General features: G+C 75.0%; 20 protein-coding genes. 15 read left to right on the top strand and 5 right to left on the bottom strand.

Annotated elements, in window-relative coordinates:
- Positions 1–513 (top strand): hypothetical protein (locus F6X68_RS33560; RefSeq protein ID WP_192581435.1); only part of this gene is annotated, 513 nt, incomplete at its 5' end.
- A 21-nt stretch (positions 514–534) separates the two neighbouring features.
- Here the strand turns inward: F6X68_RS33560 and F6X68_RS16865 are convergent.
- Together F6X68_RS16865 and F6X68_RS16860 are read right to left on the bottom strand one after the other, a co-directional pair.
- Positions 535–846, bottom strand: coding sequence for a hypothetical protein (locus F6X68_RS16865; protein ID WP_151455190.1), 312 nt, complete (start codon positions 844–846; stop codon positions 535–537).
- A gap of 173 nt (positions 847–1,019) precedes the next feature.
- Positions 1,020–1,892 carry a hypothetical protein gene (locus tag F6X68_RS16860; protein WP_151455189.1) on the bottom strand — a complete coding sequence of 291 codons (873 nt, stop codon included), beginning with the start codon at positions 1,890–1,892 and terminating at the stop codon, positions 1,020–1,022.
- A gap of 132 nt (positions 1,893–2,024) precedes the next feature.
- Between F6X68_RS16860 and F6X68_RS16855 the strand changes: the two genes are divergently transcribed.
- From F6X68_RS16855 to F6X68_RS16830, 6 genes are all read left to right on the top strand, one after another.
- Positions 2,025–3,947 (top strand): sigma-70 family RNA polymerase sigma factor, encoded by a 1,923-nt coding sequence (locus F6X68_RS16855; protein WP_192581434.1) that lies wholly within the window; start codon positions 2,025–2,027, stop codon positions 3,945–3,947.
- Positions 3,948–4,131: 184 nt separating this feature from the next.
- Complete coding sequence (locus F6X68_RS16850) at positions 4,132–4,578, top strand: N-acetyltransferase (protein ID WP_192581433.1); 447 nt, start codon at positions 4,132–4,134, stop codon at positions 4,576–4,578.
- A gap of 85 nt (positions 4,579–4,663) precedes the next feature.
- On the top strand, positions 4,664–5,461 hold the full coding sequence (locus F6X68_RS16845) for an alpha/beta fold hydrolase (RefSeq protein WP_151455186.1): 798 nt from the start codon (positions 4,664–4,666) through the stop codon (positions 5,459–5,461).
- Positions 5,458–5,820 carry a hypothetical protein gene (locus tag F6X68_RS16840; protein ID WP_225852253.1) on the top strand — a complete coding sequence of 121 codons (363 nt, stop codon included), beginning with the start codon at positions 5,458–5,460 and terminating at the stop codon, positions 5,818–5,820. The genes F6X68_RS16845 and F6X68_RS16840 overlap by 4 nt, the downstream gene beginning before the upstream one ends.
- Before the next feature lie 20 nt (positions 5,821–5,840).
- A complete protein-coding gene (locus F6X68_RS16835) occupies positions 5,841–6,320 on the top strand; it encodes an N-acetyltransferase (RefSeq protein ID WP_151455185.1) in 480 nt (159 codons plus the stop codon).
- Between the two features lie 67 nt (positions 6,321–6,387).
- Entirely contained in the window at positions 6,388–7,533 is a 1,146-nt protein-coding gene (locus tag F6X68_RS16830; protein ID WP_151455184.1) for a polysaccharide pyruvyl transferase family protein, read from the top strand.
- A 9-nt stretch (positions 7,534–7,542) separates the two neighbouring features.
- Here the strand turns inward: F6X68_RS16830 and F6X68_RS16825 are convergent, their stop codons facing one another.
- The gene (locus F6X68_RS16825) at positions 7,543–7,749 is read right to left on the bottom strand and encodes a hypothetical protein (protein ID WP_151455183.1); all 207 of its coding nucleotides are present in this window, start codon (positions 7,747–7,749) and stop codon (positions 7,543–7,545) included.
- 84 nt (positions 7,750–7,833) lie between these two features.
- On the opposite strand from F6X68_RS16825, the gene F6X68_RS16820 reads away from it, so the two are divergent.
- Entirely contained in the window at positions 7,834–8,355 is a 522-nt protein-coding gene (locus F6X68_RS16820; RefSeq protein ID WP_151455182.1) for a DinB family protein, read from the top strand.
- 63 nt (positions 8,356–8,418) lie between these two features.
- Here F6X68_RS16820 and F6X68_RS16815 read toward each other — a convergent pair whose 3' ends face one another.
- The gene (locus tag F6X68_RS16815) at positions 8,419–9,291 is read right to left on the bottom strand and encodes a carbohydrate kinase family protein (RefSeq protein WP_151455181.1); all 873 of its coding nucleotides are present in this window, start codon (positions 9,289–9,291) and stop codon (positions 8,419–8,421) included.
- Positions 9,292–9,436: 145 nt separating this feature from the next.
- Between F6X68_RS16815 and F6X68_RS16810 the strand changes: the two genes are divergently transcribed.
- Together F6X68_RS16810 and F6X68_RS16805 are read left to right on the top strand one after the other, a co-directional pair.
- Complete coding sequence (locus F6X68_RS16810) at positions 9,437–12,664, top strand: DEAD/DEAH box helicase (protein WP_151455180.1); 3,228 nt, start codon at positions 9,437–9,439, stop codon at positions 12,662–12,664.
- Entirely contained in the window at positions 12,661–13,773 is a 1,113-nt protein-coding gene (locus tag F6X68_RS16805) for an SWIM zinc finger family protein (RefSeq protein WP_151455179.1), read from the top strand. Before F6X68_RS16810 ends, F6X68_RS16805 begins: the two co-directional genes overlap by 4 nt.
- Positions 13,774–13,804: 31 nt before the next feature.
- On the opposite strand, the gene F6X68_RS16800 is transcribed toward F6X68_RS16805, so the two are convergent.
- Positions 13,805–14,062, bottom strand: coding sequence for a DUF3040 domain-containing protein (locus F6X68_RS16800; RefSeq protein WP_121400370.1), 258 nt, complete (start codon positions 14,060–14,062; stop codon positions 13,805–13,807).
- Positions 14,063–14,533: 471 nt separating this feature from the next.
- Between F6X68_RS16800 and F6X68_RS16795 the strand changes: the two genes are divergently transcribed.
- From F6X68_RS16795 to F6X68_RS16775, 5 genes are all read left to right on the top strand, one after another.
- Positions 14,534–16,609: a DUF1800 domain-containing protein gene (locus F6X68_RS16795; protein ID WP_151455178.1), complete on the top strand. Its 2,076-nt coding sequence runs from the start codon at positions 14,534–14,536 to the stop codon at positions 16,607–16,609.
- 20 nt (positions 16,610–16,629) lie between these two features.
- A complete protein-coding gene (locus F6X68_RS16790; protein WP_225852252.1) occupies positions 16,630–17,997 on the top strand; it encodes a DUF1501 domain-containing protein in 1,368 nt (455 codons plus the stop codon).
- A complete protein-coding gene (locus F6X68_RS16785; protein WP_151455176.1) occupies positions 17,994–19,415 on the top strand; it encodes a ferric reductase-like transmembrane domain-containing protein in 1,422 nt (473 codons plus the stop codon). The genes F6X68_RS16790 and F6X68_RS16785 overlap by 4 nt, the downstream gene beginning before the upstream one ends.
- A 10-nt stretch (positions 19,416–19,425) precedes the next feature.
- The gene (locus F6X68_RS16780; protein WP_151455175.1) at positions 19,426–20,016 is read left to right on the top strand and encodes an FMN-binding protein; all 591 of its coding nucleotides are present in this window, start codon (positions 19,426–19,428) and stop codon (positions 20,014–20,016) included.
- An 85-nt stretch (positions 20,017–20,101) separates the two neighbouring features.
- Positions 20,102–20,824: an FAD:protein FMN transferase gene (locus F6X68_RS16775; RefSeq protein WP_151455191.1), complete on the top strand. Its 723-nt coding sequence runs from the start codon at positions 20,102–20,104 to the stop codon at positions 20,822–20,824.
- The last annotated feature ends 23 nt before the right edge of the window (positions 20,825–20,847 follow it).

Genomic DNA, 20,847 nt, shown 5'->3' with positions numbered 1-20,847 from the left:
CCACCGGCCCTGCTCCTGATCCTCGGGCTGCTCCTGGGCCTGGCCGCCCCCACGGTGGTAGCGGCCCCCGCCTCCGCCGGGCCTGGCGACGCGTTCTGCTCCACCAACGGCTTCTTCGAGCCGAACCCCGCCAACCCGTCGATCGGTACGACCTGGACGTTCATCGGGAGCCGGAGCAACGGAAGCTTCACCTACCGGTACTGGATGGCGCAGCAGCCGAGCGGGTCGTCCATCCTGTACTACCGGAACAGCCTGGTGGCCAAGTGCAACGGCATCGCCCTGGTCCTGAGCACGACGCTCGCGACGACCGGTGCCTCCGGCACCGCCCACTGCACCAGTAGCGCCGACATGACGCCACCGGCCTCGTCGGTCACCGAGCGGTACGTCGGGCAACGCTGGGTCCCCACCCAGGGAACCACCCCGACCGCCACGATCCGGTACTGGCACCGGGAGTGGTTCTCCTACGCCACCCTGACCTGGAACTACAGCTCCAGCTACGTGGTGCGGTGCTGAACCGCCGTCGGCTCGCGCCGGTCATGACGAGAACTTCGCCGCCTCCTGCATCACCTTCTGGTACTCGTTCCTGGCCAGGGTGAGTTTCTCCTGAAGGCTGAGCATGGCGTCCCGCCGCGAATCGGCGGTGCTGCCCGGGCCGACCTCGGCCAACAGTGCCTTCACCGGCGGTGTGTTCATGGCTGGCGTGTACGGGTTGGCGGGATTCAGGAGATGCTCGACATGGTTGAGCGCCATCGAGATCGTCTGCACCTTTTCGAGAGCCCGCAGAAGCTTGTTCTGTACTTCCTGTTCCGCGGGGCTGAGGGTCACGTCATCTGAATCCGAGTCCATGAGCACCCATCCTTGCCGTGCGGACTGTTCGCAGGTCGGGGCGGTTGGCCGTCGCCCCATTCTAGAGCTGTTCACCGGGCCCCCGTGACGATTGTCGGTGCCTGACGGCAACGCGCGGAACCCGTACGCGAAGCGGGCCGCCGGCTGGTCCGGCGGCCCGCTGTCGTGGGCGATCAGCTCGCGCAGACGGCGTACGCGCGCACCTTCCAGTTGCTGCTGAAACCGTTCTCGTCCTCGGCGGCGGAGACGGTGACGACGGTCGAGGTGGTGGCCCGCATCTGGGTCAGGCGCACCTGCCCGTCGCCGCCGAGGATCTCGCCGCCCACCCCGTGCACCCGCGTCCCGGGCGGGCAGGTTGCGGTGACCGACTGGGTGGCGGCGGAGCTGTAGACGCTGTCGTCGATCACGCGCTGCTCGCCGGGCAGCGGGTCGGCGCAGATCGCGACCGCGTCCAGCCACCAGCTGTCGGCGAAGCCGGTGCCGTCCTCGGCGCCGGCCACCACGACGCTGTTCTGGTGGATGCGCAGGTCCTCCAGGACGACCTCGCTGTTCGCCGCCCCGACGACCGCGCCACCGACCCCGATGGCGTGCTTGCCGGCCGGGCAGGACTTCTCGAACCAGTTCGACGTGCCGAAGCTGGGCGCCGAGCTGCCGGACACCATCACCAGGCCGGCCGGCGGCGTGGCGCAGATCGCGTTCGCCGTGACCGCCCAGTTGCCGCCGACGCCGTTCTCGTCCTCCCGGCCGGTCACCGAGTACGCGTCCCCGCCGATCAGCGGACGCATGATGTCCATGCCGACCTGCCCGAGGCCGGAGCCGGTGATCGCGCCGCCGCCGCCGATGACCTTGGTGCCGGCCGGGCAGGTCGCGTTCTGCGTCTTCGCGCTGCTGTTGCTGGGGCCGGTCGTCGTCTTGACGCTCAGGCCGGGCACCGCCGCCACCGGCCCGGCGAGGGCCAGCTGGCCGAGGACGAGCGCGCTCAGCGCGGCCCCGCCCACGGTGGCCGTCCGTCGCGCCCACCGGATGTGCTTCGATCCTTCTCGCATGGTGTCTTCCCTTCGGGTTCTTCGTCGCGATGACACCGGTAGGAGTCGGGGCGGGTCGGGATGCCAACAGAAACTTCGAAGAAAAATATTCCGCCGCTTTACTGGACCCGTCGACGAGCAGCGAGGGACACGATGGACACGGCGGCACAGGACGACTCCACGCTGGTCGAGGCGGTGCGCCGCGGCGAGCGGGCCGGGCTGGAGGGCATGTACCGGCGCTACGCCGACCGGCTCTACACGTACGCCCGGACCATGCTGCGCGAGCCGGAGGCCGCCGCGGACGCCGTCCACGACGCGTTCCTCACCGCCAGCCAGCGCATCGACCAGCTCCGCGAGCCCGACCGGCTGCGCTCCTGGCTGTACGCGATCGTGCGCAACGAGTGCCTCCGGCAGCTGCGGGAGCGGTCCCGCTCCCTGCCGCTGGAGGAGGCCGGCGAGCCGGCGGCCGACATCGCCGACCCCGGCACGGGCGTCAACGCCGATCAGGTACGCGACCTGGTGCACACCGCGGTGGCGGCGCTGAACCCGGGCGACCGTGAGGTGGTCCACCTGGCCATCCGCCACGACCTGTCGTCCGCCGACATCGGCGTGGCCCTCGGGGTGCCCACGAACCACGCGCACGCCCGCCTGTCGCGCGCCCGCTCGCAGCTCGAACGGGCGCTGGGGGCGCTGCTGGTGGCCCGCACCGGAGCCCGGGACTGCCCGGGTCTCGCCGACCTGATCGACGGGTGGCAGGGCCGGCTCACCCCGACGCTGCGCAAGCGGGTGTCGCGGCACATCGAGAGCTGTGCGGTGTGCGGGCTGCTCCGGCGCGAACAGCTCAGCCCGGCCGCGCTGCTGTCGGCGTACACGGCTCCGGTGTTCCTGGTCGTTGCCGACTCGGTGTGGCCGCGACTGGCCGAGGCCGCGACCGGTGCCCCGGCCGATTCGGCAGCCGGCGCGGGGACCGATCCGGCGGGCACGGTCACGGCCGACCCCGCGCCGGCCGACCCGACGCTGCCGGCCGATCCGGCCGATCCGGCGCTCGCCGCCGATCCGGCGGCACCGGGCCGGGTGCCGCCGGTCGATGCGGCACCGCCCGCCGGTCCGGCTTCGTCGGCCGATCCGGCGCTGTCCGCCGATTCGGCCTCGCCGACCGACCCGGCGTCGTCCGCCGAACCGGCGCCGCCGGCCGAGGCAATCCCCGGGATGGGGGACACCGGACAGGCACAGGGGGCCGCTGAGGGGCCCGCGCCCGCAGCGGATGACGCGGTCGACGGGCCTACGCCCGCGGCGAACGGGCCGGTGACCCCGGACGGTGCGGCGGCGGGGCCCTCGGGCGGTGCGGCGCATCCCGTGCGGACGACCTCGCCTGCGAACCGCAAGCGGCACCGCCGGCAGGTGGCCGCGTCCGTGGCTCTGCTGATCCTCCTCGCCGCACTCGGCACCTGGGCGCTGGCACCCGGGCGCCCGACCGCCGCGCAGGACGCCGCCGGCCAGCCGGTGTCGGAGACGCACGGACCGGCGGCCGGCGACCCGGTGACGCCCGCCTCCGCGCTGCCGTCGGGCACCGCCCCGGTGACCGGTACGCGGGCCGCCGAATCGCCGTCGGCCGGCGCCGTCGGTCCGACGCCCGGGCCCGTGGTCACGCCGGCGGACGGCGACGGGGTTACCCGGACTGACGCGCCCGACGCCGTGCCGGGTGGCCCCGCGCCGTCGCCGACCGCTGCGCCGTCCAGGCCTCCGACCGCGCCCCGGCCGACCGCCACACCGCAGGTCGCCGCGGCGTTCACGGTCTCCGCCACCGCCCACGTGCGGTGCGGCTCGGACACGTACACCCTGGTGGTGCAGGCCACCGGCAGTGCCGCGCTCGGCGGCGCCGAGGTGCGCTGGACACCCGCCGGGGGCAGGACGTCGACCCGGGCGATGACGGTGGACGGAACGACCGCGCGGGCGAGCGTCGGGCGGCTGCGCGCACCGACGCTGACCTGGTCGGTACGGGCGACGGCCACGGACGGCCGGACGGCGCAGAGCGCGACCCGCACGGTCACCGACCCGTGCGTGCGACCGGGCTAGCCGGGACGGCAGGGCTGGCCGGGACGGCCGTGGAGCAGGACGGCCGAGGTAGCCGGGACGGCAGGGCCGGTCGGGACGGCCGTGGAGCAGGACGGTTGCGGACCGTCCTGTTTGTCCTCGTCGGACGCTGCGGCCCGGACGGCTGAAATACGGTGTCGGGGTGGCGATGCTGAGACTTGAGCCGATGACCGCCGAGCAGTACCTCCGGTATCGGCGGCGGGCGGAGGCGAGCTACGCGCAGCACATCGCCGAGTCCGGCGCGCTGCCGGCGCCGGAGGCCGAACGGAAGGCCCAGGAGGATTACGCGACGCTCCTGCCCGACGGTCTGGCCACGCCGGGGCACCATCTCTGGACGGTCCACGACGGTGACGACGAGGTCGGCATGTTCTGGCTGCACGTCGAACAGAAGTCGGACGGGCCGCACGCCTTCTGCTACGACGTCGAGGTGCGACCGGAAGTGCGGCGCAGGGGCCACGGGCGGGCCATGTTCCAGGCCGTCGAACAGCGGTGCCGGGAGTGGGGAGTCGTCTCGATCGGCCTGAGCGTCTTCGGTTTCAACCTCCCCGCGCGCAGGCTCTACGAGCAGCTGGGCTTCGAGGCGACCGCCATCCAGATGCGCAAGCGGCTGTAGCCCGCGGCCAGCTCGGCCGCCCCGTCCCAGGGAGAGCGCGGCCGATCGGCCGCGTACGTCGTGCGGGCCGGGGTTGGATGGGGCGATGAGTTACGCGGAGGTCGCCGGGCTGCGCCTGTGGCACGAGGAGCACGGCGCCGGCCGCCCGCTGCTGCTGTTGCACGGCGGCTTCGGGTCGGTGGAGATGTTCGCGCCGATCCTGCCGGCGCTGGCCGCGCGTCGTCGGGTGATCGCGGTCGACCTCCAGGGCCACGGGCGCACCGCCGACGTCGACCGCCCGCTGCGCTACGAGTCGATGGCCGACGACGTCGCGGCGCTGATCGGGCACCTCGGCCTGGCCGAGGCCGACGTGCTGGGCTACTCGCTCGGCGGCGGCGTGGCGCTGCGTACCGCGATCCAGCACCCGGCGCTGGTGCGCCGGCTGGTCGTCGTCTCCGCGCCGTGCCGGCGGCTGGGCTGGTATCCGGAGGTGCTGGCGGGCATGCCCGAGCCCGACGAGGAGGCGGGCGAGCGGATGCGGGGCACTCCGCCGCACGCGCTCTACACCCGCGTCGCGCCCCGGCCGGGGGACTGGTCGCGGCTCTGGGCGAAGACGGGCGAGCTGCTGCGCCGCGACTACGACTGGTCGGCCGAGGTGGCCGCCCTCGCCGTGCCCACCCTGCTGGTCTTCGCCGACGCCGACTCGGTCAGCGCCGCGCACGTGGTGGAGTTCTTCGGGCTGCTCGGCGGCGGCCACCGGGACGCCGGCGGGGACGGCACCGACCGCCCGGCCTCCCGGCTCGCCGTGCTGCCGGGACTCACCCACTACGACATCGTCGTCTCGCCGGCGCTGCCCGCCGCCGTCCTGCCGTTCCTCACCCATCCGGTGTCGCCGCCCGGCTGACGCTGGGCGCCCGCGAGCCGTCCCTGGAGCTGTTCACGGACTACCTGCGCTACATCGTCGAGCGGACCACGCGGCAGCCCGATCTCACCCGGGCGCTGATCGAGCTGCGGCTGGAGGCCGCCCGCCGCCCCGACCTGGCCCGGATCCTCGGCGACACCCTGCGGCGCGGCTACCGCGACGACGTCGCGTTCCACCTCGCCGCCGGATTACCGGGTGGCGCGTTCGAGGTCGCTCTGCTGCACTACGCCGTGGACGGGCTGCTGCTCGATCTGCTCGGCACGTCCATCGAGGCGGGATTCGATCCCGACGACGTGGTCGTGGCATTCGTGTCCCGGCTGGTCGGCGGTGTCGACCGGTGACTCCGACAGAGGGAGGCGGCGTGGTGGAACTGGTACCGATGACGGCCGAGGAGTTCGCGCGGGTGCGGGAGCCGCTCGTGCGCTCGTACGCCGAGGCGATGGTCACCGACCGCGGCCTGGCGCCGGCCACGGCCCTGGAGCGGGCCACCACCCAGCTGCGCGAACAGCTCCCCGACGGCGTCGACAGCGCCGGCGCCCTGCTCCGCACGGCCCGGGTGGGCGACGTCGAGGTGGGGTGGATCTGGGTGGGGCTCCCCGGCGGCCCCGCCGGGCCCCACACCGCGTGGCTCAACAGCGTCGAGGTGCATCCCGGACATCGCAGACAGGGATACGGGCGGCGGATGATCCAGCTCGTCGAGGCGGAACTCGCCGCCCTCGGGGTGCCCGAGCTGGGGCTGAACGTCTTCGGCTCCAACACCGGGGCCATCCATCTCTACCACGACCTCGGCTACCGGGTGGCCGCCCAGCAGATGACGAAGCGGATCTCCCCGGCCGGCTGAGCCCGTCAGGAGTGTTCCCCGGCGCAGCGGGAACCCCGCCCCGGACGCACCTGGGGAGGAGCGACGGATGAGGCATGGCGGCGGACTGACCATCGGTGTGCTCGGCTCGTACGGCGGTCGCAACCTCGGTGACGAGGCGATCCTGAGCGGTCTGCTGGCCGACCTGCGCGAGCAGGAGCCGAACGGGCGGATCATCGTCTTCTCCCGGAACCCGGAGCACACCAGGATCGCCCATCCCGACGTGGAGGCGGTGCCCTGGGAGGGGATCAGCCGGACCGACTCGGCGCTGGTCCTGGCCCAGCTCGACGTGCTGATCCTCGGCGGCGGCGGCATCCTCTACGACCGGGAGGCCCGCCGCTACCTGCGGGTGGTCCGGGTCGCCCAGGAGCGGGGCCTGCCGCTGCTGACGTACGCGGTGGGGGTCGGGCCGCTCAGCGAGGACGTGGACACCGGCATGGTGCGGGAGACCCTCGCCAGCGCCACCCAGGTGACCGTACGGGACCAGGAGTCCCGGATGGTGCTGGAGGAGGCGGGGCTGCTCAACCCGATCACCGTCACCGCCGATCCCGCGTTCCTGATCGAGCCCGAGGACTTCCCGGCGGAGCTGCTCCGCGAGGAGGGGGTGCCGGCCGGCAAGCGGCTGGTGGGGATGAGCGTGCGGGAACCGGGCCGGGCCGCCGAGCGCCTCGACGTCGACGGCTACCACCGCCTGCTCGCCCAGATCGGCGACTTCCTGGTGCACCGGATCGACGCCTACGTGCTCTTCGTCCCGATGGAGCGCGACGACATCCGGCACTCGCACGGCGTGCTGTCGCACATGGTCGCCGCCGAGCGGGGCCGGATCCTGCACGGCACCTACTCGCCCCAGCAGGTGCTCGGGCTGATGCGCCACTTCGACCTGGCCGTGGGCATGCGGCTGCACTTCCTGATCTTCGCCGCGATGGCGGGCACGCCGTTCCTGCCGCTGCCGTACGCCGGCAAGGTCTTCGACCTCGCCCAGCGGCTCGGGGTGCCGGCGCTGCGCGGCGTGGAGCGGGAGGTCGAGGGCCCGCTCCTGGCCGAGGTCGACCGGCTCTGGGACGAGCGGGAGCAGCGGGCCGAGGCCACCGCCCGACGGGTGGCCGAGGTGTGCGACGAGGCCCGGGGAACCTCCCAGGTCACCCGCGCCGTGCTGGACAGCCTGCGCGCCCGCACCCTGGCCCCGGCGGTCTGACCCGCCGGCTCAGACCGCCGGCCCCCGCCAGCGGTAGCACCACCGGTCGGCGTCGGCGTCCACGGATTCCAGCTCGTAGATCTCCGCCTCGGCCAGCCCCTTCGCGCCGAGGTGGTGATGGGTCAGCGGCGGGCGGCCGTTCGGGTCCAGCTCCACGGTGACGGTCTCGCCGTCGGCCACGCCGCCGGCCAGGGGGATCTCTGCCGTTGATGCCATGCGCCCCATCCTGCCCCGCCCGGGGGGACCCCGCAGCGGATAGCGGGGCAGCGGGCCTGGGCGGACCGGCACTAGGGTCGGTGGATGGCGGAGATGGCAATCGATCCCACGCTCGGCCCGGTGCTGGCGCGCACCGGCGACGAGCGCGCCGTGCTCGAATCGTTCCTCGACTTCCACCGGGGCGTGCTGCTGCGCAAGGTGCGCGGGCTCTCCGACGCCGACGCGGCCCGCCGGCTGGTGCCCTCGGCCACCACCGTCGCCGGCCTCGTCAGACACCTGACGCTGGTGGAGCGGAACTGGTTCCCGTGTCTGCTCGCCCCCGGCCCGGGCGACGTCTACCTCACCTCGGAGGAGGACGCGGCGGCGAGCTTCACGCTCACCGACGACGACACCGTCGAACGGCTCGCCGCCGCGTACGAGCGGGCCTGCGCCCGGTCCCGGGAGGTCGCCGGCCGGTTCGACCTCGACCACGTCGTGCCGCACCCGCAGCTCGGTGAGGTCTCGCTGCGCTGGATCCTCGTGCACATGATCGAGGAGACCGCCCGGCACGTCGGGCACGCCGACATCCTCCGCGAGCTGACCGACGGCGCCACCGGCGCGCTCTGACCGCCGGCCGCGCGGCGACCTGACCCTGACCCGGGCGCGCCCGCGCGCCGACGCACAGCGGGCTCAGCGACGCGGCAGCAGGTCGGGCGGATACTCCATGCCGTCGTGGGTGCAGGCCGCCGCGGCGACCCGGGCCGCGTACGCCGCCGCGTCGGTCAGCGCCGCGCCGCGCAGCCGGGCGGCGATCACGCCCGCCGCGAAGGCGTCCCCCGCGCCGTTGGTGTCGACGACCGGTGCGGGCGGCGCGGCGGCGGGCACCGCCGTCGGTGCGCCGCCGCCGGTGTGCAGTTCGGCGCCGTCCGCGCCCCGGGTCACCAGCACCGTGCGGGGCGCCAGCGTGGCGGCGAGCGCGCCGGCCCCCGCGCCCAGGCGGACCCCGCTGACGAAGACCAGGTCGGCCACCTCGGCGAAGGGCCGGTGGTAGGCGTTCCCGCCGTCCCAGTCGTGCAGGTCGGTGGAGAGGACGGCCCCGTCGGCCAGCCCCGCGCGCAGGGCGGTCAGCAGGGGAAGCGTCCAGTCCATGATCGACAGATGTACGTGAGCCGCCTGCCGGACGAGCGCGGTCACCTCGGCCGCCGGGAACGGGGCCGGCCCGTGCCAGGGGCGCGGATCGTAGAGCGACATCCGCCGGCCGCCCGGGTCGACCATGTTCACCGACCGCCGGGTGCCGGCCGGGGCGTCGCCCAGCACGGCGTGCACTCCGGTGCGGGCCAGCGCGGCGCGGACCACCTCGCCGGCCGGGTCGACACCGATGACGTCCACCACCGCCACCCGGAGCCCGAGCGCGTGCGCGGCGAGCGCCACCCCCGCGCCGGTGTTGCCGATCCGCAGGTCGATCGGGTCGACGGTGACGGAGTCGGCGGCCGGCAGCGGGATCGCGGGCACCCGTACCCGCACGTCGACGCCGAGACCGCCGATCACGAGAAGGTCGTACACGCGCCCGACCCTATCCCCGCCGCCCGGCGGCCACGGAGCCCGGGCCGCCCGCCGCCCGCTCGTCCGGACGGCCGACGGTGTGCTGGCCGGGGCCGCCGGGCCCGGACCGATATCCTCGCCGGGGTCGTCGCGAGGAGGGGGACGCGTGCTGGTCGTCCACGGGGTCTGGCGCTCCGGCGTGGGGCTCGCCGTCTGGGCCGAGGACAGCGCGCTGCCGGCCGACGCGCCGCGCCGCCCTGGCCGGGCGCCCCGGGAACGGCCGCACCCGTTCGCCGCCGACCAGGCCGCGCTCGTCGCCGCGCTGGCCGCGACGGCCGAGCCGGCCCACCTCGGCACCGCCCTGCTCACCCTCCCCACCCGGGCCGGCGCACCGCTGGACTCCCCGGAACTCGTCCGCGCCGACGTCGCCGGGCCGGTCCGCGGGCCGGTCACCCTCGCCGGCTGGCGGGTCCCCGTCCTCTGGTACGCCCCCGACGCCGCCCTGGCCCTGCTGCGCGGCGTCGACGCGGTGGCCGCCGTGCCGGGCGCGACCCTGCGCCACCTCGCCGAGCTGGCCGACTTCGCGGTCGACCTGGCGGCCCGGGGCCGGGTCCTGCCCGGCCTCGCCGAGGCGCCCCCGACGGCTCGCGCCCGGGCGGGCGGGAAGCGGGCGGAGGCCGGCGCCCGGGCGGTCTGGCGACCGCTGCTGACCGGCACGGACGCCGCCTGGGCCCGGGCGCTGGCGCTGGCCCTGCCCCCGGCCGCCCGCGCCGCCACCGGGCCGGACGAACCGGGCGACCCCGGTGCCGCCGCCGGGGCGGGCACCCCGTCCGGACCGGGCGCCGCTCGGCGCGCGCGATCCGGCCCGCCCGCCGGCCGCCACCGGCCCGCGCCGGCCGCCGTCGACGCGCCGGGCGCGCTGGTCGCCGACGCGCTCGACGCGCTCACCGACGCCGCCGTCCGGGCGACCCTGGCGGAGACCGCGCTGGCCCGGGGCGTACGCCCGAACGGCGCGGTGCCGGCCTGGCTGGCCGCGCTCACCGGGCCGGTGCGGGAGTTCGCCGCCGACCCGGCCGCGCTGGACACCCTCCGCGCCGAACTGGACGCCTGGCAGCGCGACGCGGCCGGCGGCGCCGTGCGGGCCAGCTTCCGCCTGGTCGAGCCGCCGGCCGAGGAGCTCACCGAGGCGGTGGTCGTGGTGCCCGCCGACCCGGCGGCGACGGCGCGGCCGGCCGGGCGGTGGCGCATCGAGTTCGGGCTCCAGGCGGCGGACGAGCCGAGCCTGCACGTGGACGCCGGGCAGGTCTGGCGGGCGCCGGCCAGCGTCGCCGGGTTGGCCGGTCGCGGCGACGACCCGCAGGAGACCCTGCTCGCCGAGCTGGGGCGCGCCAGCCGGCTCTGGCCCGAGCTGGACAACGCCCTGCGTACGGCCACGCCGGAGGCCCTGGAGCTGGACGTCGAGGGGGCGCACCGGTTCCTCCGCGAGGGCGCGCCGGTGCTGCACGCCGCCGGGTTCGCCGTGCTGCTGCCGTCCTGGTGGCGGCGCCCGTCGTCCCGGCTCGGCGCCCGGTTGCAGGCCCGCAGCCGGACCGCCCCGGGCACCGTCGCCGCCACCGCCGGGGGCGTCGGGCTGGACGCCCTCGTCGACTACCGTTGGGAGGTGTCCCTCGGCGACCAGCCGCTCACGGCCGAGGAACTGGCGTCGCTGGCCGCGCTGAAGACCCCGCTCGTGCGGCTGCGCGGGCAGTGGGTGGAACTGGACCCGAAGCGGCTCGCCGCCGGCCTGCGGCTGCTCCGGTCCTCCGGCGAGCTGACCGTCGCCGACCTGCTCCGGCTCGGCCTGGCCGACGCCGAGCAGCCGGACGCGCTGCCGGTGCTGGAGGTCGGCGCCGACGGCGCGCTGGGCGACCTGCTCGCCGGGGCGGTGGAGCGCCGGCTCGCCCCGCTGGACCCGCCGCCGGGGTTCCACGGCACGCTGCGGCCGTACCAGCGGCGGGGGTTGGCCTGGTTGGCGTTCCTCCAGTCGCTGGGGCTCGGCGCGGTGCTCGCCGACGACATGGGGCTGGGCAAGACGGTGCAACTGCTCGCCCTGCTCGCCGGGGACCCGCCGGACGCCGGCCCGACCCTGCTGGTCTGCCCGATGTCGCTGGTGGGCAACTGGCAGCGCGAGGCGGCGCGGTTCACGCCGGGGCTGCGCGTACACGTGCACCACGGCGCGGAGCGGGCGCGGGGCGAGGCGTTCGGCGCGGCCGTGCACGACGCGGACCTGGTCCTCACCACCTACTCGGTCGCGGCCCGCGACGCGGTCGAGCTGGCCGGGATCGACTGGCGGCGGGTGGTCGTCGACGAGGCCCAGGCCATCAAGAACGCCGCCACCCGGCAGGCCGAGGCGGTCCGCGCGCTGCCCGCCCGGCACCGGATCGCCGTCACCGGCACGCCCGTGGAGAACCGGCTGGCGGACCTCTGGTCGATCATGCAGTTCGCCAACCCCGGCCTGCTCGGGCCGGCGGCGACCTTCCGCAAGAAGTACGCCGAGCCGATCGAGCGGCACGGCGACGCCGAGACGGCCGAGCGGCTGCGCCGGATCACCGGCCCGTTCGTGCTGCGCCGGCTCAAGACCGACTCCTCGATCATCTCCGACCTGCCGGAGAAGCTGGAGATGGAGGTGCTCTGCAACCTCACCGCCGAGCAGGCCTCGCTCTACCGGGCGATCGTCGACGACATGATGGCGCGGATCGAGTCCAGCGACGGCATCGAGCGCCGTGGGCTGGTGCTCGCCGCCATGACCCGGCTCAAGCAGGTCTGCAACCACCCCGCGCAACTGCTGCGCGACGGCTCGGCGCTGCCCGGCCGCTCCGGCAAGCTGGCCCGCCTGGAGGAGATCCTGGACGAGGTCCTCGCGGCGGGGGAGCGGGCTTTGCTCTTCACCCAGTACGCCGAGTTCGGTGGCATGCTGCGCGGGCACCTGTCGGCCCGCTTCGGCCGGGAGGTGCTCTTCCTGCACGGCGGGGTCGGCAAGGCCGACCGGGACGCCATGGTGACCCGGTTCCAGTCCCCGGGGGGACCGGCGATCTTCGTCCTGTCGCTCAAGGCCGGCGGCACCGGGCTCACCCTCACCGAGGCCAACCACGTGGTGCACGTCGACCGGTGGTGGAACCCCGCCGTCGAGGACCAGGCCACCGACCGGGCGTTCCGCATCGGCCAGCGGCGCCGGGTGCAGGTCCGCAAGTTCGTCTGCGCCGGCACGGTGGAGGAGAAGGTGGCGGCGCTGATCGCCGACAAGCGCAGCCTCGCCGCCTCGGTCGTCGGCACCGGCGAGCAGTGGGTCACCGAGCTGTCCACGACGCAGCTGCGCGAGTTGTTCACCCTGGAGGCCGGGGCGGTGGTGGAGTGAGCGGGCAGGCGCAGGGCGACGGCGGCGCCAACGGCCGGTTCGCCGACTACGGCCGGCCGCGCCGGGTCGACGGCGGGCTGCGGGCCCGCAGCACCCGGGGGGCCATTGGCCGGTCCTGGTGGTCCCAACGCTTCCTGGAGGTGCTGGAGTCGTTCGCCCTCGGCACCCGGCTGACCCGTGGCCGGTCGTACGCGCGGGCCGGACAGGTGGTCCGGCTGGAGGTCGCCCCGGGCACCGTCGGCGCCGTCGTGCAGGGCTCCCGCGCGCAGCCGTACGAGGTGAGCATCGCGCTGCCGCCGTTTCCGGAGGCGATCTGGGCCCGCGTGGAGGCGGAGCTGGCCGCCCAGGCGTTCTTCAGCGCCCGGCTGCTCGCCGGCGACCTGCCCCCGGAACTGGAGGAGCTGTTCGGGGCCGCCGGCGCCCCGCTCTTCCCCGCCGGCGTGGCGGAGCTGCGTCAACGGTGCAGCTGCCCCGACTTCGCCGTTCCCTGCAAGCATCTCGCGGCCACGTTCTACCTGCTCGCGGAGGCGTTCGACGCCGACCCGTTCCAGTTGCTGCACTGGCGGGGTCGGAGCCGGACGCAGCTGCTCGACCGGCTGCGCGTCCTGCGGGCCGACGCCGCAGGCGCCGACGACCAGCCGGCCGCGACGGAGGCCGCACCGGCGTCGCCGTCCCTGCCGAACGGTGCGGTGCCGACCACGCCGTCCAGCTCGGACGGTGCCGTGCCGGCCTCGCCGTCCATGTCGGACGGTGCCGTGCCGTCCGTGGCGGACGGTGCCGGACCGCAGCCCACGCCGTCCATCCCGGACGGTGCGTTGCCGCCGACGGCGGAGTCCACGCGGGACGGCGCTGTCTTGGGTGCCGGGCGGGACGCCGTGGCCGCCCCGCCGGTCGGGGCGTCGCGGGCGCTCGCCGGCCTGCCGCCGGCGCCGCTGGCCGAGGCGGTCGACCGGTTCTGGCTGCCGCCGGTCCCGTTGCCCGACCGGCCACCCAGCCTGTCGACCGGACCGGACCTGCTGCTGCGGCAGCTCGGCGCGCCGGCCCCCGCCATCGGCGGGCCCGGTCTCCTGGAGCGGCTGCGGCGGGCGTACCGGCTCCTCGGCGGGTGAGACCGCCGGCGAAACGGTACGCGGCCCCGGCTCACAGCCAGCGGCGGCGGAACCGCCACATGAGTGCGGCGTTGGCCACCAGGACCACCGCGCAGACGGCCCCGGCCAGTCGCCCGGCCAGCACGGTCATCGCCGGCAGCGAGGCCCACAGCACGATCGTCAACAGCATCAGCCACCGGCCGCGACGGGCCCGGGCCCGGTTGTCGAGCCGGGCGAAGAACGCCGGATCGCTCTCCCGGAGCTGACGGGTGATCTGCTCGAACCTGCGCTGATCCTCTTTGCTGAGCATGTGCCTTCCCCTCACGTGTTCAGCGGTTCGGCGGCATACCCGCTGCGGCGGCGGCTCACGCTCCCGTCCTGCTGCTACTTTGCGGCCCCGCCCGGCCCACGCCCGTCCGGCCGCGCCCCTGGCCCTCCGGGTGCGCGGGGGAGCGCCTCAGCGCAGGCTTAGCCGAACCTTAAATTTGCCTGTGGCGATGAAATGACCCTCCCGCGCCGGGTCGGCCGCGATGGCCGGGTCCGGCCCGTGCCGTGCCGCGTACGCCCTGCTCGCGAGGTCCGTGCCGGGCGGCGCCGGGTTCCGGTGTCGCCGACCCGCGCTGAGCGGCGCCTTAAGTGCCGTCCTGGGGGCTTCCGGTGCTGCTTGAAGGCACCTGAACGCTTCATTACCTTCCGGTGACAACCCCCTCAGGCACCAGTCGCCGCACCTGCCCCCGTGCCCGGTGCCAGTCGTCGCGGCGCAGCAGAAACGGATTGGTACATGGCCGACCAGAATGTGCCACCACGGCGACCGCGGGACGATCGCGGATGGGACGGGCGTCAGTACCCCGCCGCCGGCGACGGTCACCGCGACACCTACGCCCCCACCCCGTACGGCCACGACGCGCGCGCCCCGCACCAGGGCGGACACCCCGAAGACACGCAGGGCCAGTACGCGCACGCCGGGCACCCGGCCGCGCGCGGGCCGCAGTGGGTCGGCCCGGAGGGCTTCGCGCGGCAGGCCGCCGCGCCGTCGGCCGGCCCGGGACTGCCCAACCTGGACGACGGCGACGAGCCGGGCCCAAAGGTCGGCCGGCGCAAGGCCCTCGTGGCCCTCGGCGGCACCGCGGCCGTGGTCGCCGGTGGCGCCGCCCTGGCGATGACCCCGCAGATCCGCAGCCTCCTCGGCGACGAGGCGGTGGCCGGCGACGCCACCGGCACCACGGTCACCGACGGCACCCCCGCCCGGCCGAGCGGCCAGCAGCCGAGCACGGTGCGCACCTACACCGAGCAGAACGAGAGCTACATGGGCTCCCGGGCCGGCGAGGCGCTGAAGAAGAACGCGCCGGCCGGCGGCCGGACCTTCTCCGGGCCGGCCGCCGCCGCCGCGGAGACCAAGGTGACCGTCAAGACGGTGCTCGCCAAGGACCCGATCCTGCACCTGGCCCGCCGGGCCACCTTCGGCGCCACCAGGCAGGTCCTCGCCGACATCAAGGAGCGGGGCATCGACGGCTGGCTGCGCTGGCAGCTCGACCCCGACAAGATCGCCCCGACGAAGGCCGAGCTGAAGCTCGCCGACCTGCCGACGCTGAAGCTGGGCACCGCGCAGCTGCGCGAGCAGCGCGAGCAGCTCAACGAGCGCGGTGCGCAGCCGGAGAAGGAGATGGTGGACGCCACCATCGCCCGGCAGATCTGGTCGCAGCGGCAGCTGTTCGAGGTCATGGTCGACTTCTGGAACGACTTCCTGCACGTCGCCGCAGACTTCGACGGGGGCGAGGTCTACCGCGCGTCCTTCGACCGGGACGTCGTCCGGGCGCACGCCCTCGGCAGCTACCCCGAGATGCTGCTCGCCGCGAACCGGCACCCGGCGCTGCTGCTCTACCTCAACCAGAACGACTCCCGCGCCGACGCGGTCAACGAGAACCTGGCCCGCGAGAACCTGGAGCTGTACTCGGTCGGCGTCGACGGCGGCTACACCGAGAAGGACGTCCGGCAGGCGGCCCTGCTCCAGACCGGCCGGGGCGTCAACGACGGGAAGTACGTGTTCCGCCCCGAGCGGCACTACGTCGGCAAGGTGAAGGTGCTCGGCTTCACCCACGCGAACGCCTCGAAGGACCCGAAGAAGGCCGAGGCGGCCATCGACGCGTACATCACGTACATCGCGCTGCACCCGTCCACCGCGAAGTACGTGGCGCAGAGCCTGGCCACCCGGTTCGTCTCGGACACCCCGCCGAAGTCCCTCGTGGAGCGGCTGGCGAAGTCGTACAGCCTGAACAAGGGCATGATCAAGCCGGTGCTGATGACGCTGTTCAGCTCCTCGGAGTTCTGGGCGGCGGTGGGCCAGAAGGTGCGCCGGCCGATGGAGTACCTGGTCGCCACGTACCGGGTCCTGGGGGTGTCCCCGGAGGCGTCGCCGAAGCACGACAACGGCGACAACAAGCGCACCCCGTACGCCCGGGGGCTGCGGCAGATCCACGACCGGATGCGCGAGCTGGGCCAGTACCCGATGGGCCAGCCCACCCCCGACGGCTACCCGGACGTCTACGTGGCCTGGACCTCCGCCGGCACCATGGTCCACGGCTGGAACGAGGCGGGCGAGCTGCTCGCCGGCCGACGTACCGTCTTCACCTACACCCCGCCGGAGAAGCTGGTGGCTCGGCCACCGGCCACCGCCGGGGCGTACGTGGACGCGCTGGCCCTGCGGCTGGTGGGTCAGAAGCTGAGCGCCAGGGAACGGTCCCTGATCCTCGGCGTGGCCGGCGTGGCTGCCGGCGACAAGGTCGACGCCACGTTCGACGGGGCCGTCACCGCCGTAGCGCGGGCGATCCTCGCTTCCCCCCAGCACCACCTCCGGTGAGGCACCCGATGGAGAAGACTGTGCACACGTTCCCCCTGCACCCCGAATGCCCCGACCTGCGGCGGCTGGCCGACGACCCGGCCGAGGCGCTGCTGCGGGCGGAGGCCGACATCGTCGCCGCCGAGAACGCCGCCGAGGCCGACCGCTACCGGCGGCTGGAGGACCTCGAGGAGGCCCAGCAGGACGGTCGGGGCGTGACCCGGCGGACGTTCGTGGCCGGCGCCGCCGCCACCGCCACCGCCCTCGCGACCGCCCAGTTCGTCACCACCTCGGCCTCGTTCGCCGCCACCAAGACCGGCACCCTGATCCACGTCTTCCTCTACGGCGGGCTGGACGGGCTGAGCCTGGTCGCCCCGGCGGACGACCCGGTGCTCGCCAAGGCCCGCCCCGACCTGCTGCTCGGCGACGACTCCCTGGCCGTGGGCCGCGGCTTCAAGCTGACCAGCGCGTTCAAGCCGCTCGAGAAGTGGCTGAAGAGCGGCAACCTGGGCTTCGTCCCGGCGGTCTCCGACGAGCGGCTGTCCCGCAGCCACTTCCAGGCCGCGGACGCCTGCAACCTCGGCGGGCTGCCCAGCGAGACCGGCGGCCGGGGCTGGCTGGACAGCCTGGTCGACGCGCTCGGCACGGGCACCGCGTTCCGCAGCGTCGGCATCGGCAGCACGCTGCCCCGGTCCCTGGTCGGCAACAACGGCGCGCTGTCGCTCAACAGCGTCGGTTCGCTGCGGCTCAACGGCGACGACCGGTACCGGGCCGCGACCGAGAAGGCGATCAAGGGGCTCTTCACCGGGATCAACCACCCGGTGCAGGACGCCGTGCAGGACGGCCTGGGCGCGCTGGCCACCGCGCAGCGCCTCGCCGCGAAGCCGTACCAGGCGGCCGAGGGCGTCGAGTACAAGGGCGTCGGCTACGCGTTCCAGCAGCTCGCCCAGCTCATCAAGGGCGGGGCGAACGTCCGGGTCGCCACCGTCGGGATGGGCGGCTACGACACCCACGAGAACCAGGGCACCCGCGACGGCGGTCAGCTGCACCGGCGGCTCAACGAGCTGGCCGGCGCCATGGCGGCGTTCTTCACCGACCTGGGGGAGAAGTCGGCCGACGTGACCATCATGGTCTCCAGCGAGTTCGGCCGGCGGGTCGCCTCCAACGGCGGCGGCACCGACCACGGCCACGGCGGGGTGGTCACCGTGCTCTCCGGCCGTAAGCTCGCCGGCTCGCTGCTGGGCACCTGGAACGGGCTGTCCGACCTGGACTCCGGCGACGTGCCCGAGTACAACAACATGTTCAACGTCTACGGGGCCGTCGCGCAGGGCCGCTTCGGGCTCACCAACGCGGAGGTGGACAAGATCTTCCCCCGGCAGAAGTACCGCCCGATGAAGCTGTACGCGTGACGTACCCGCGCACCCACGCCGCCGGCCGCCGCGCCGGGACGACCCCGTCCCGGCGCGGCGGCCGGCCGGCTGCGGACGTACGCCCCCTGGTGCCGCCGCGACGCGGACCCGGCGGCCGGCGGCTGCTGGCCGCGCTGCTCGTCGTCGGCCTGCTCGCCAGCGTGCTGCCCTGGTGGCTGGACACCCCGCCCGGATCGCTGCGGACGACGGCCGCCACCGTGACCGCCGCCGGCCGGATCACCGGGCTGGTAGCCGGCTACCTGCTGCTCGTGCAGGTGCTGATGATGAGCCGGCTGCCGATCCTGGAGCGGTGGGCCGGCGGCGAGCGGATCGCCCGCTGGCACCGTGACGTCGGGGCCACCCTGCTGGTGGCCGTGCTCGCGCACGCGTCGCTGATCCTGGTCGGCTACGCCGACCTGGAGGACAACCCGGTGCTCACCGAGGCCGGCGTGCTGCTGCGCGACTACGAGGACATGGTCTCGGCGTTCGCCGCCGCCGGCATCCTGGTGCTGGTCGGCCTCACCAGCGTCCGGGCGATCCGGACCGCGCTGCCCTACGAGCTGTGGCACGCCCTGCACCTGTCGAGCTACGCGGTGCTGCTGCTCGGCTTCGCCCACCAGTTCAGCAACGGCGCGCAGCTGTTCCGGCCCGGCCCGGTGCGCACCTTCTGGATCGGCATGTACGTGGTGGTGCTCGCCGCCTTGCTCTGGGGCCGGGTCGTCGCGCCGCTGGCGTTCAACCTGCGGCACCGGCTGCGGGTCGCCGACGTGGTCGCGGAGAGCCCGGACACGATCTCGATCTACCTGACCGGCGACCGGCTGGAGCGCCTGGAAATGCTCGGCGGGCAGTTCTTCCGCTGGCGGTTCCTCGCCCGGGGCTGCTGGTGGCAGGCGCACCCGTTCTCGGTCTCGGCCGCCGCCAACGGCCGCTGGCTGCGGCTCACCGTCAAGGTGGTCGGCAGGCACACCGCCGACCTGCGCGACCTCGAAGCGGGCACCCGCGTCTGGGCGGAGGGCCCGTCGGGCACCTTCACCGCCGCCCACCGCACCCGCGAGCGGGCCCTGCTGATCGCCGGCGGCAGCGGGATCACCCCCATCCGGGCCATGCTGGAGGAGTTGCCGCCCGGCGCCGCGCTGATCTACCGCGCCCGCACCCCGGACGACGTGCTGCTGCACCGCGAGCTGGACTGGCTCGCCGAGGCCCGGGACACCGCGATCTGGTACGTCGTCGGCTCCCGCCACGATCCCGGCCCCCGCCAGGTGATGAGCCCGGACGGGCTGCGCCGGCTGGTGCCCGACCTCGCCCGGCGCGACGTCTACCTCTGCGGCCCGCCCGGCCTGGTCGAGCAGTCGCTGCGGGTGCTCCGCGAGGCCGGCGTGCCCCGCCGGCAGATCCACCTGGCCACGTTCGAGCTGTAGGAAGGCTTCCATGCGTCGCGCCCTGCTCGCGATCACCGGCCTGGCGGCCGGCACCACCGCCATGGTGGTGCTGAAGGGCTCGCCGGGCACCAGCCCGGTCGCCCAGGACCTGCCGGCGGCGCCCCCACCGGTGGTCCCCGCGCCAGCCGGTCCGGCCCCGGGCGGCGGGGAGGTCTCCGCCCCGCCGTCGCCGGCCCGCACCAGCGCGTCCCCCCGGCCCGGTCGCACCGCCACCCGGGCGCCGGCGAGCCGGCCCAGCGTCACCAGCCGGGCGCCGTCCGCGCCGCGCACCACCACGAAGCCGCCGCCCGCGCCGACGACCCGCACCGTCACGGGGCCGGTGGTGGAGAACGAGTACGGCAACGTGCAGGTGCAGATCACCCTCTCCGGGACGCGGATCGTCGACGTGGTGGCCCTGGAGCTGCCCGAGGAGACCGCCCAGTCCGACCAGCGCAGCGAGCAGGTCGACGGCCGCTACAGCGGTGGCTCCGGGCTGGTGGTGCAGCGGCAGAGCGCCGACGTGGACACCGTCTCCGGGGCGACCGCCACCAGCACCTCGTACAAGCAGTCGTTGCAGGCCGCGATCGACCGGGCGAGGTGACGTGCCGGTGCCGGCGGCGGGGCGGCGCGAGCCGGGCGGGTGTCCGCCGGCGACCAGACCGGGGCTGCGCCGGGTCGAGCAGGTCATGGGCACCGCGATCAGCCTCGACCTCGCCGACGACCTGCCCGCCGCCGAGCTGGACGGGCTGGCCGGGGACGTGTTCGCCTGGCTGCGCGAGGTGGACGCCCGCTTCAGCACGTACCGGGCGGACAGCGAGGTGTGCCGCGTCGACCGGGGCGAGCTGCCGCTCTCCGGGGCCGGCGCCGACCTGCGGGACGTGCTGGCGCGCTGCGCCGACCTGTGGAAGGCCACCGACGGCTTCTTCGACGTGTACGCCACCGGGCGGCTCGACCCGTCCGGCTACGTCAAGGGCTGGTCGGTGCAGGTCGCCTCGGACCGGCTGCTCGCGGCCGGGGCGGCGAACCACTGCCTGAACGCCGGCGGCGACGTGCGGGTACGCGGCCACTCCTCGACCGGGCGACCGTGGCGGGTCGGCGTCCGCCACCCGTGGGACGCGATGTCCACCTGCCTCGTGCTCACCGGCACCGACCTGGCCGTGGCCACGTCCGGCGTCTACGAGCGCGGCCACCACGTGCTCGACCCGCGCCGGGGCGTGCCGGCCCGGGGGCTGCGCTCGGTCACCGTGGTCGGGCCGGACCTGGGGCTGGCCGACGCGTACGCCACCGCGGCCGTCGCGATGGGGCCGGCCGGCATCGGCTGGGTGGACGGCCTGCCCGGGCACCAGCACGCGGTCGTCACCGACGACGCCCGCCTCCTGCACTCCACCGCCCTGCCCCTGGCCGGCTGAGGATCAGCGGAAGGGGCGGGTGG

It is taken from the genome of Micromonospora sp. AMSO12t, from assembly GCF_008806585.1.
Classification (GTDB): Bacteria; Actinomycetota; Actinomycetes; order Mycobacteriales; family Micromonosporaceae; genus Micromonospora; species Micromonospora reichwaldensis.
Note: the sequence above shows the minus strand (reverse complement) of the source record. Positions and strands in the feature narration are given on the sequence as shown.

Coding starts and splice junctions, on each gene's coding strand:
- F6X68_RS16780 (WP_151455175.1), top strand. CDS start 19,426: ATGCGTCGCGCCCTGCTCGCGATCACCGGCCTGGCGGCCGGCACCACC.
- F6X68_RS16795 (WP_151455178.1), top strand. CDS start 14,534: ATGGCCGACCAGAATGTGCCACCACGGCGACCGCGGGACGATCGCGGA.
- F6X68_RS16825 (WP_151455183.1), bottom strand. CDS start 7,749: ATGGCATCAACGGCAGAGATCCCCCTGGCCGGCGGCGTGGCCGACGGC.
- F6X68_RS16860 (WP_151455189.1), bottom strand. CDS start 1,892: ATGCGAGAAGGATCGAAGCACATCCGGTGGGCGCGACGGACGGCCACC.
- F6X68_RS16820 (WP_151455182.1), top strand. CDS start 7,834: ATGGCGGAGATGGCAATCGATCCCACGCTCGGCCCGGTGCTGGCGCGC.
- F6X68_RS16855 (WP_192581434.1), top strand. CDS start 2,025: ATGGACACGGCGGCACAGGACGACTCCACGCTGGTCGAGGCGGTGCGC.
- F6X68_RS16775 (WP_151455191.1), top strand. CDS start 20,102: ATGGGCACCGCGATCAGCCTCGACCTCGCCGACGACCTGCCCGCCGCC.
- F6X68_RS16865 (WP_151455190.1), bottom strand. CDS start 846: ATGGACTCGGATTCAGATGACGTGACCCTCAGCCCCGCGGAACAGGAA.
- F6X68_RS16850 (WP_192581433.1), top strand. CDS start 4,132: ATGACCGCCGAGCAGTACCTCCGGTATCGGCGGCGGGCGGAGGCGAGC.
- F6X68_RS16830 (WP_151455184.1), top strand. CDS start 6,388: ATGAGGCATGGCGGCGGACTGACCATCGGTGTGCTCGGCTCGTACGGC.
- F6X68_RS16845 (WP_151455186.1), top strand. CDS start 4,664: ATGAGTTACGCGGAGGTCGCCGGGCTGCGCCTGTGGCACGAGGAGCAC.
- F6X68_RS16800 (WP_121400370.1), bottom strand. CDS start 14,062: ATGCTCAGCAAAGAGGATCAGCGCAGGTTCGAGCAGATCACCCGTCAG.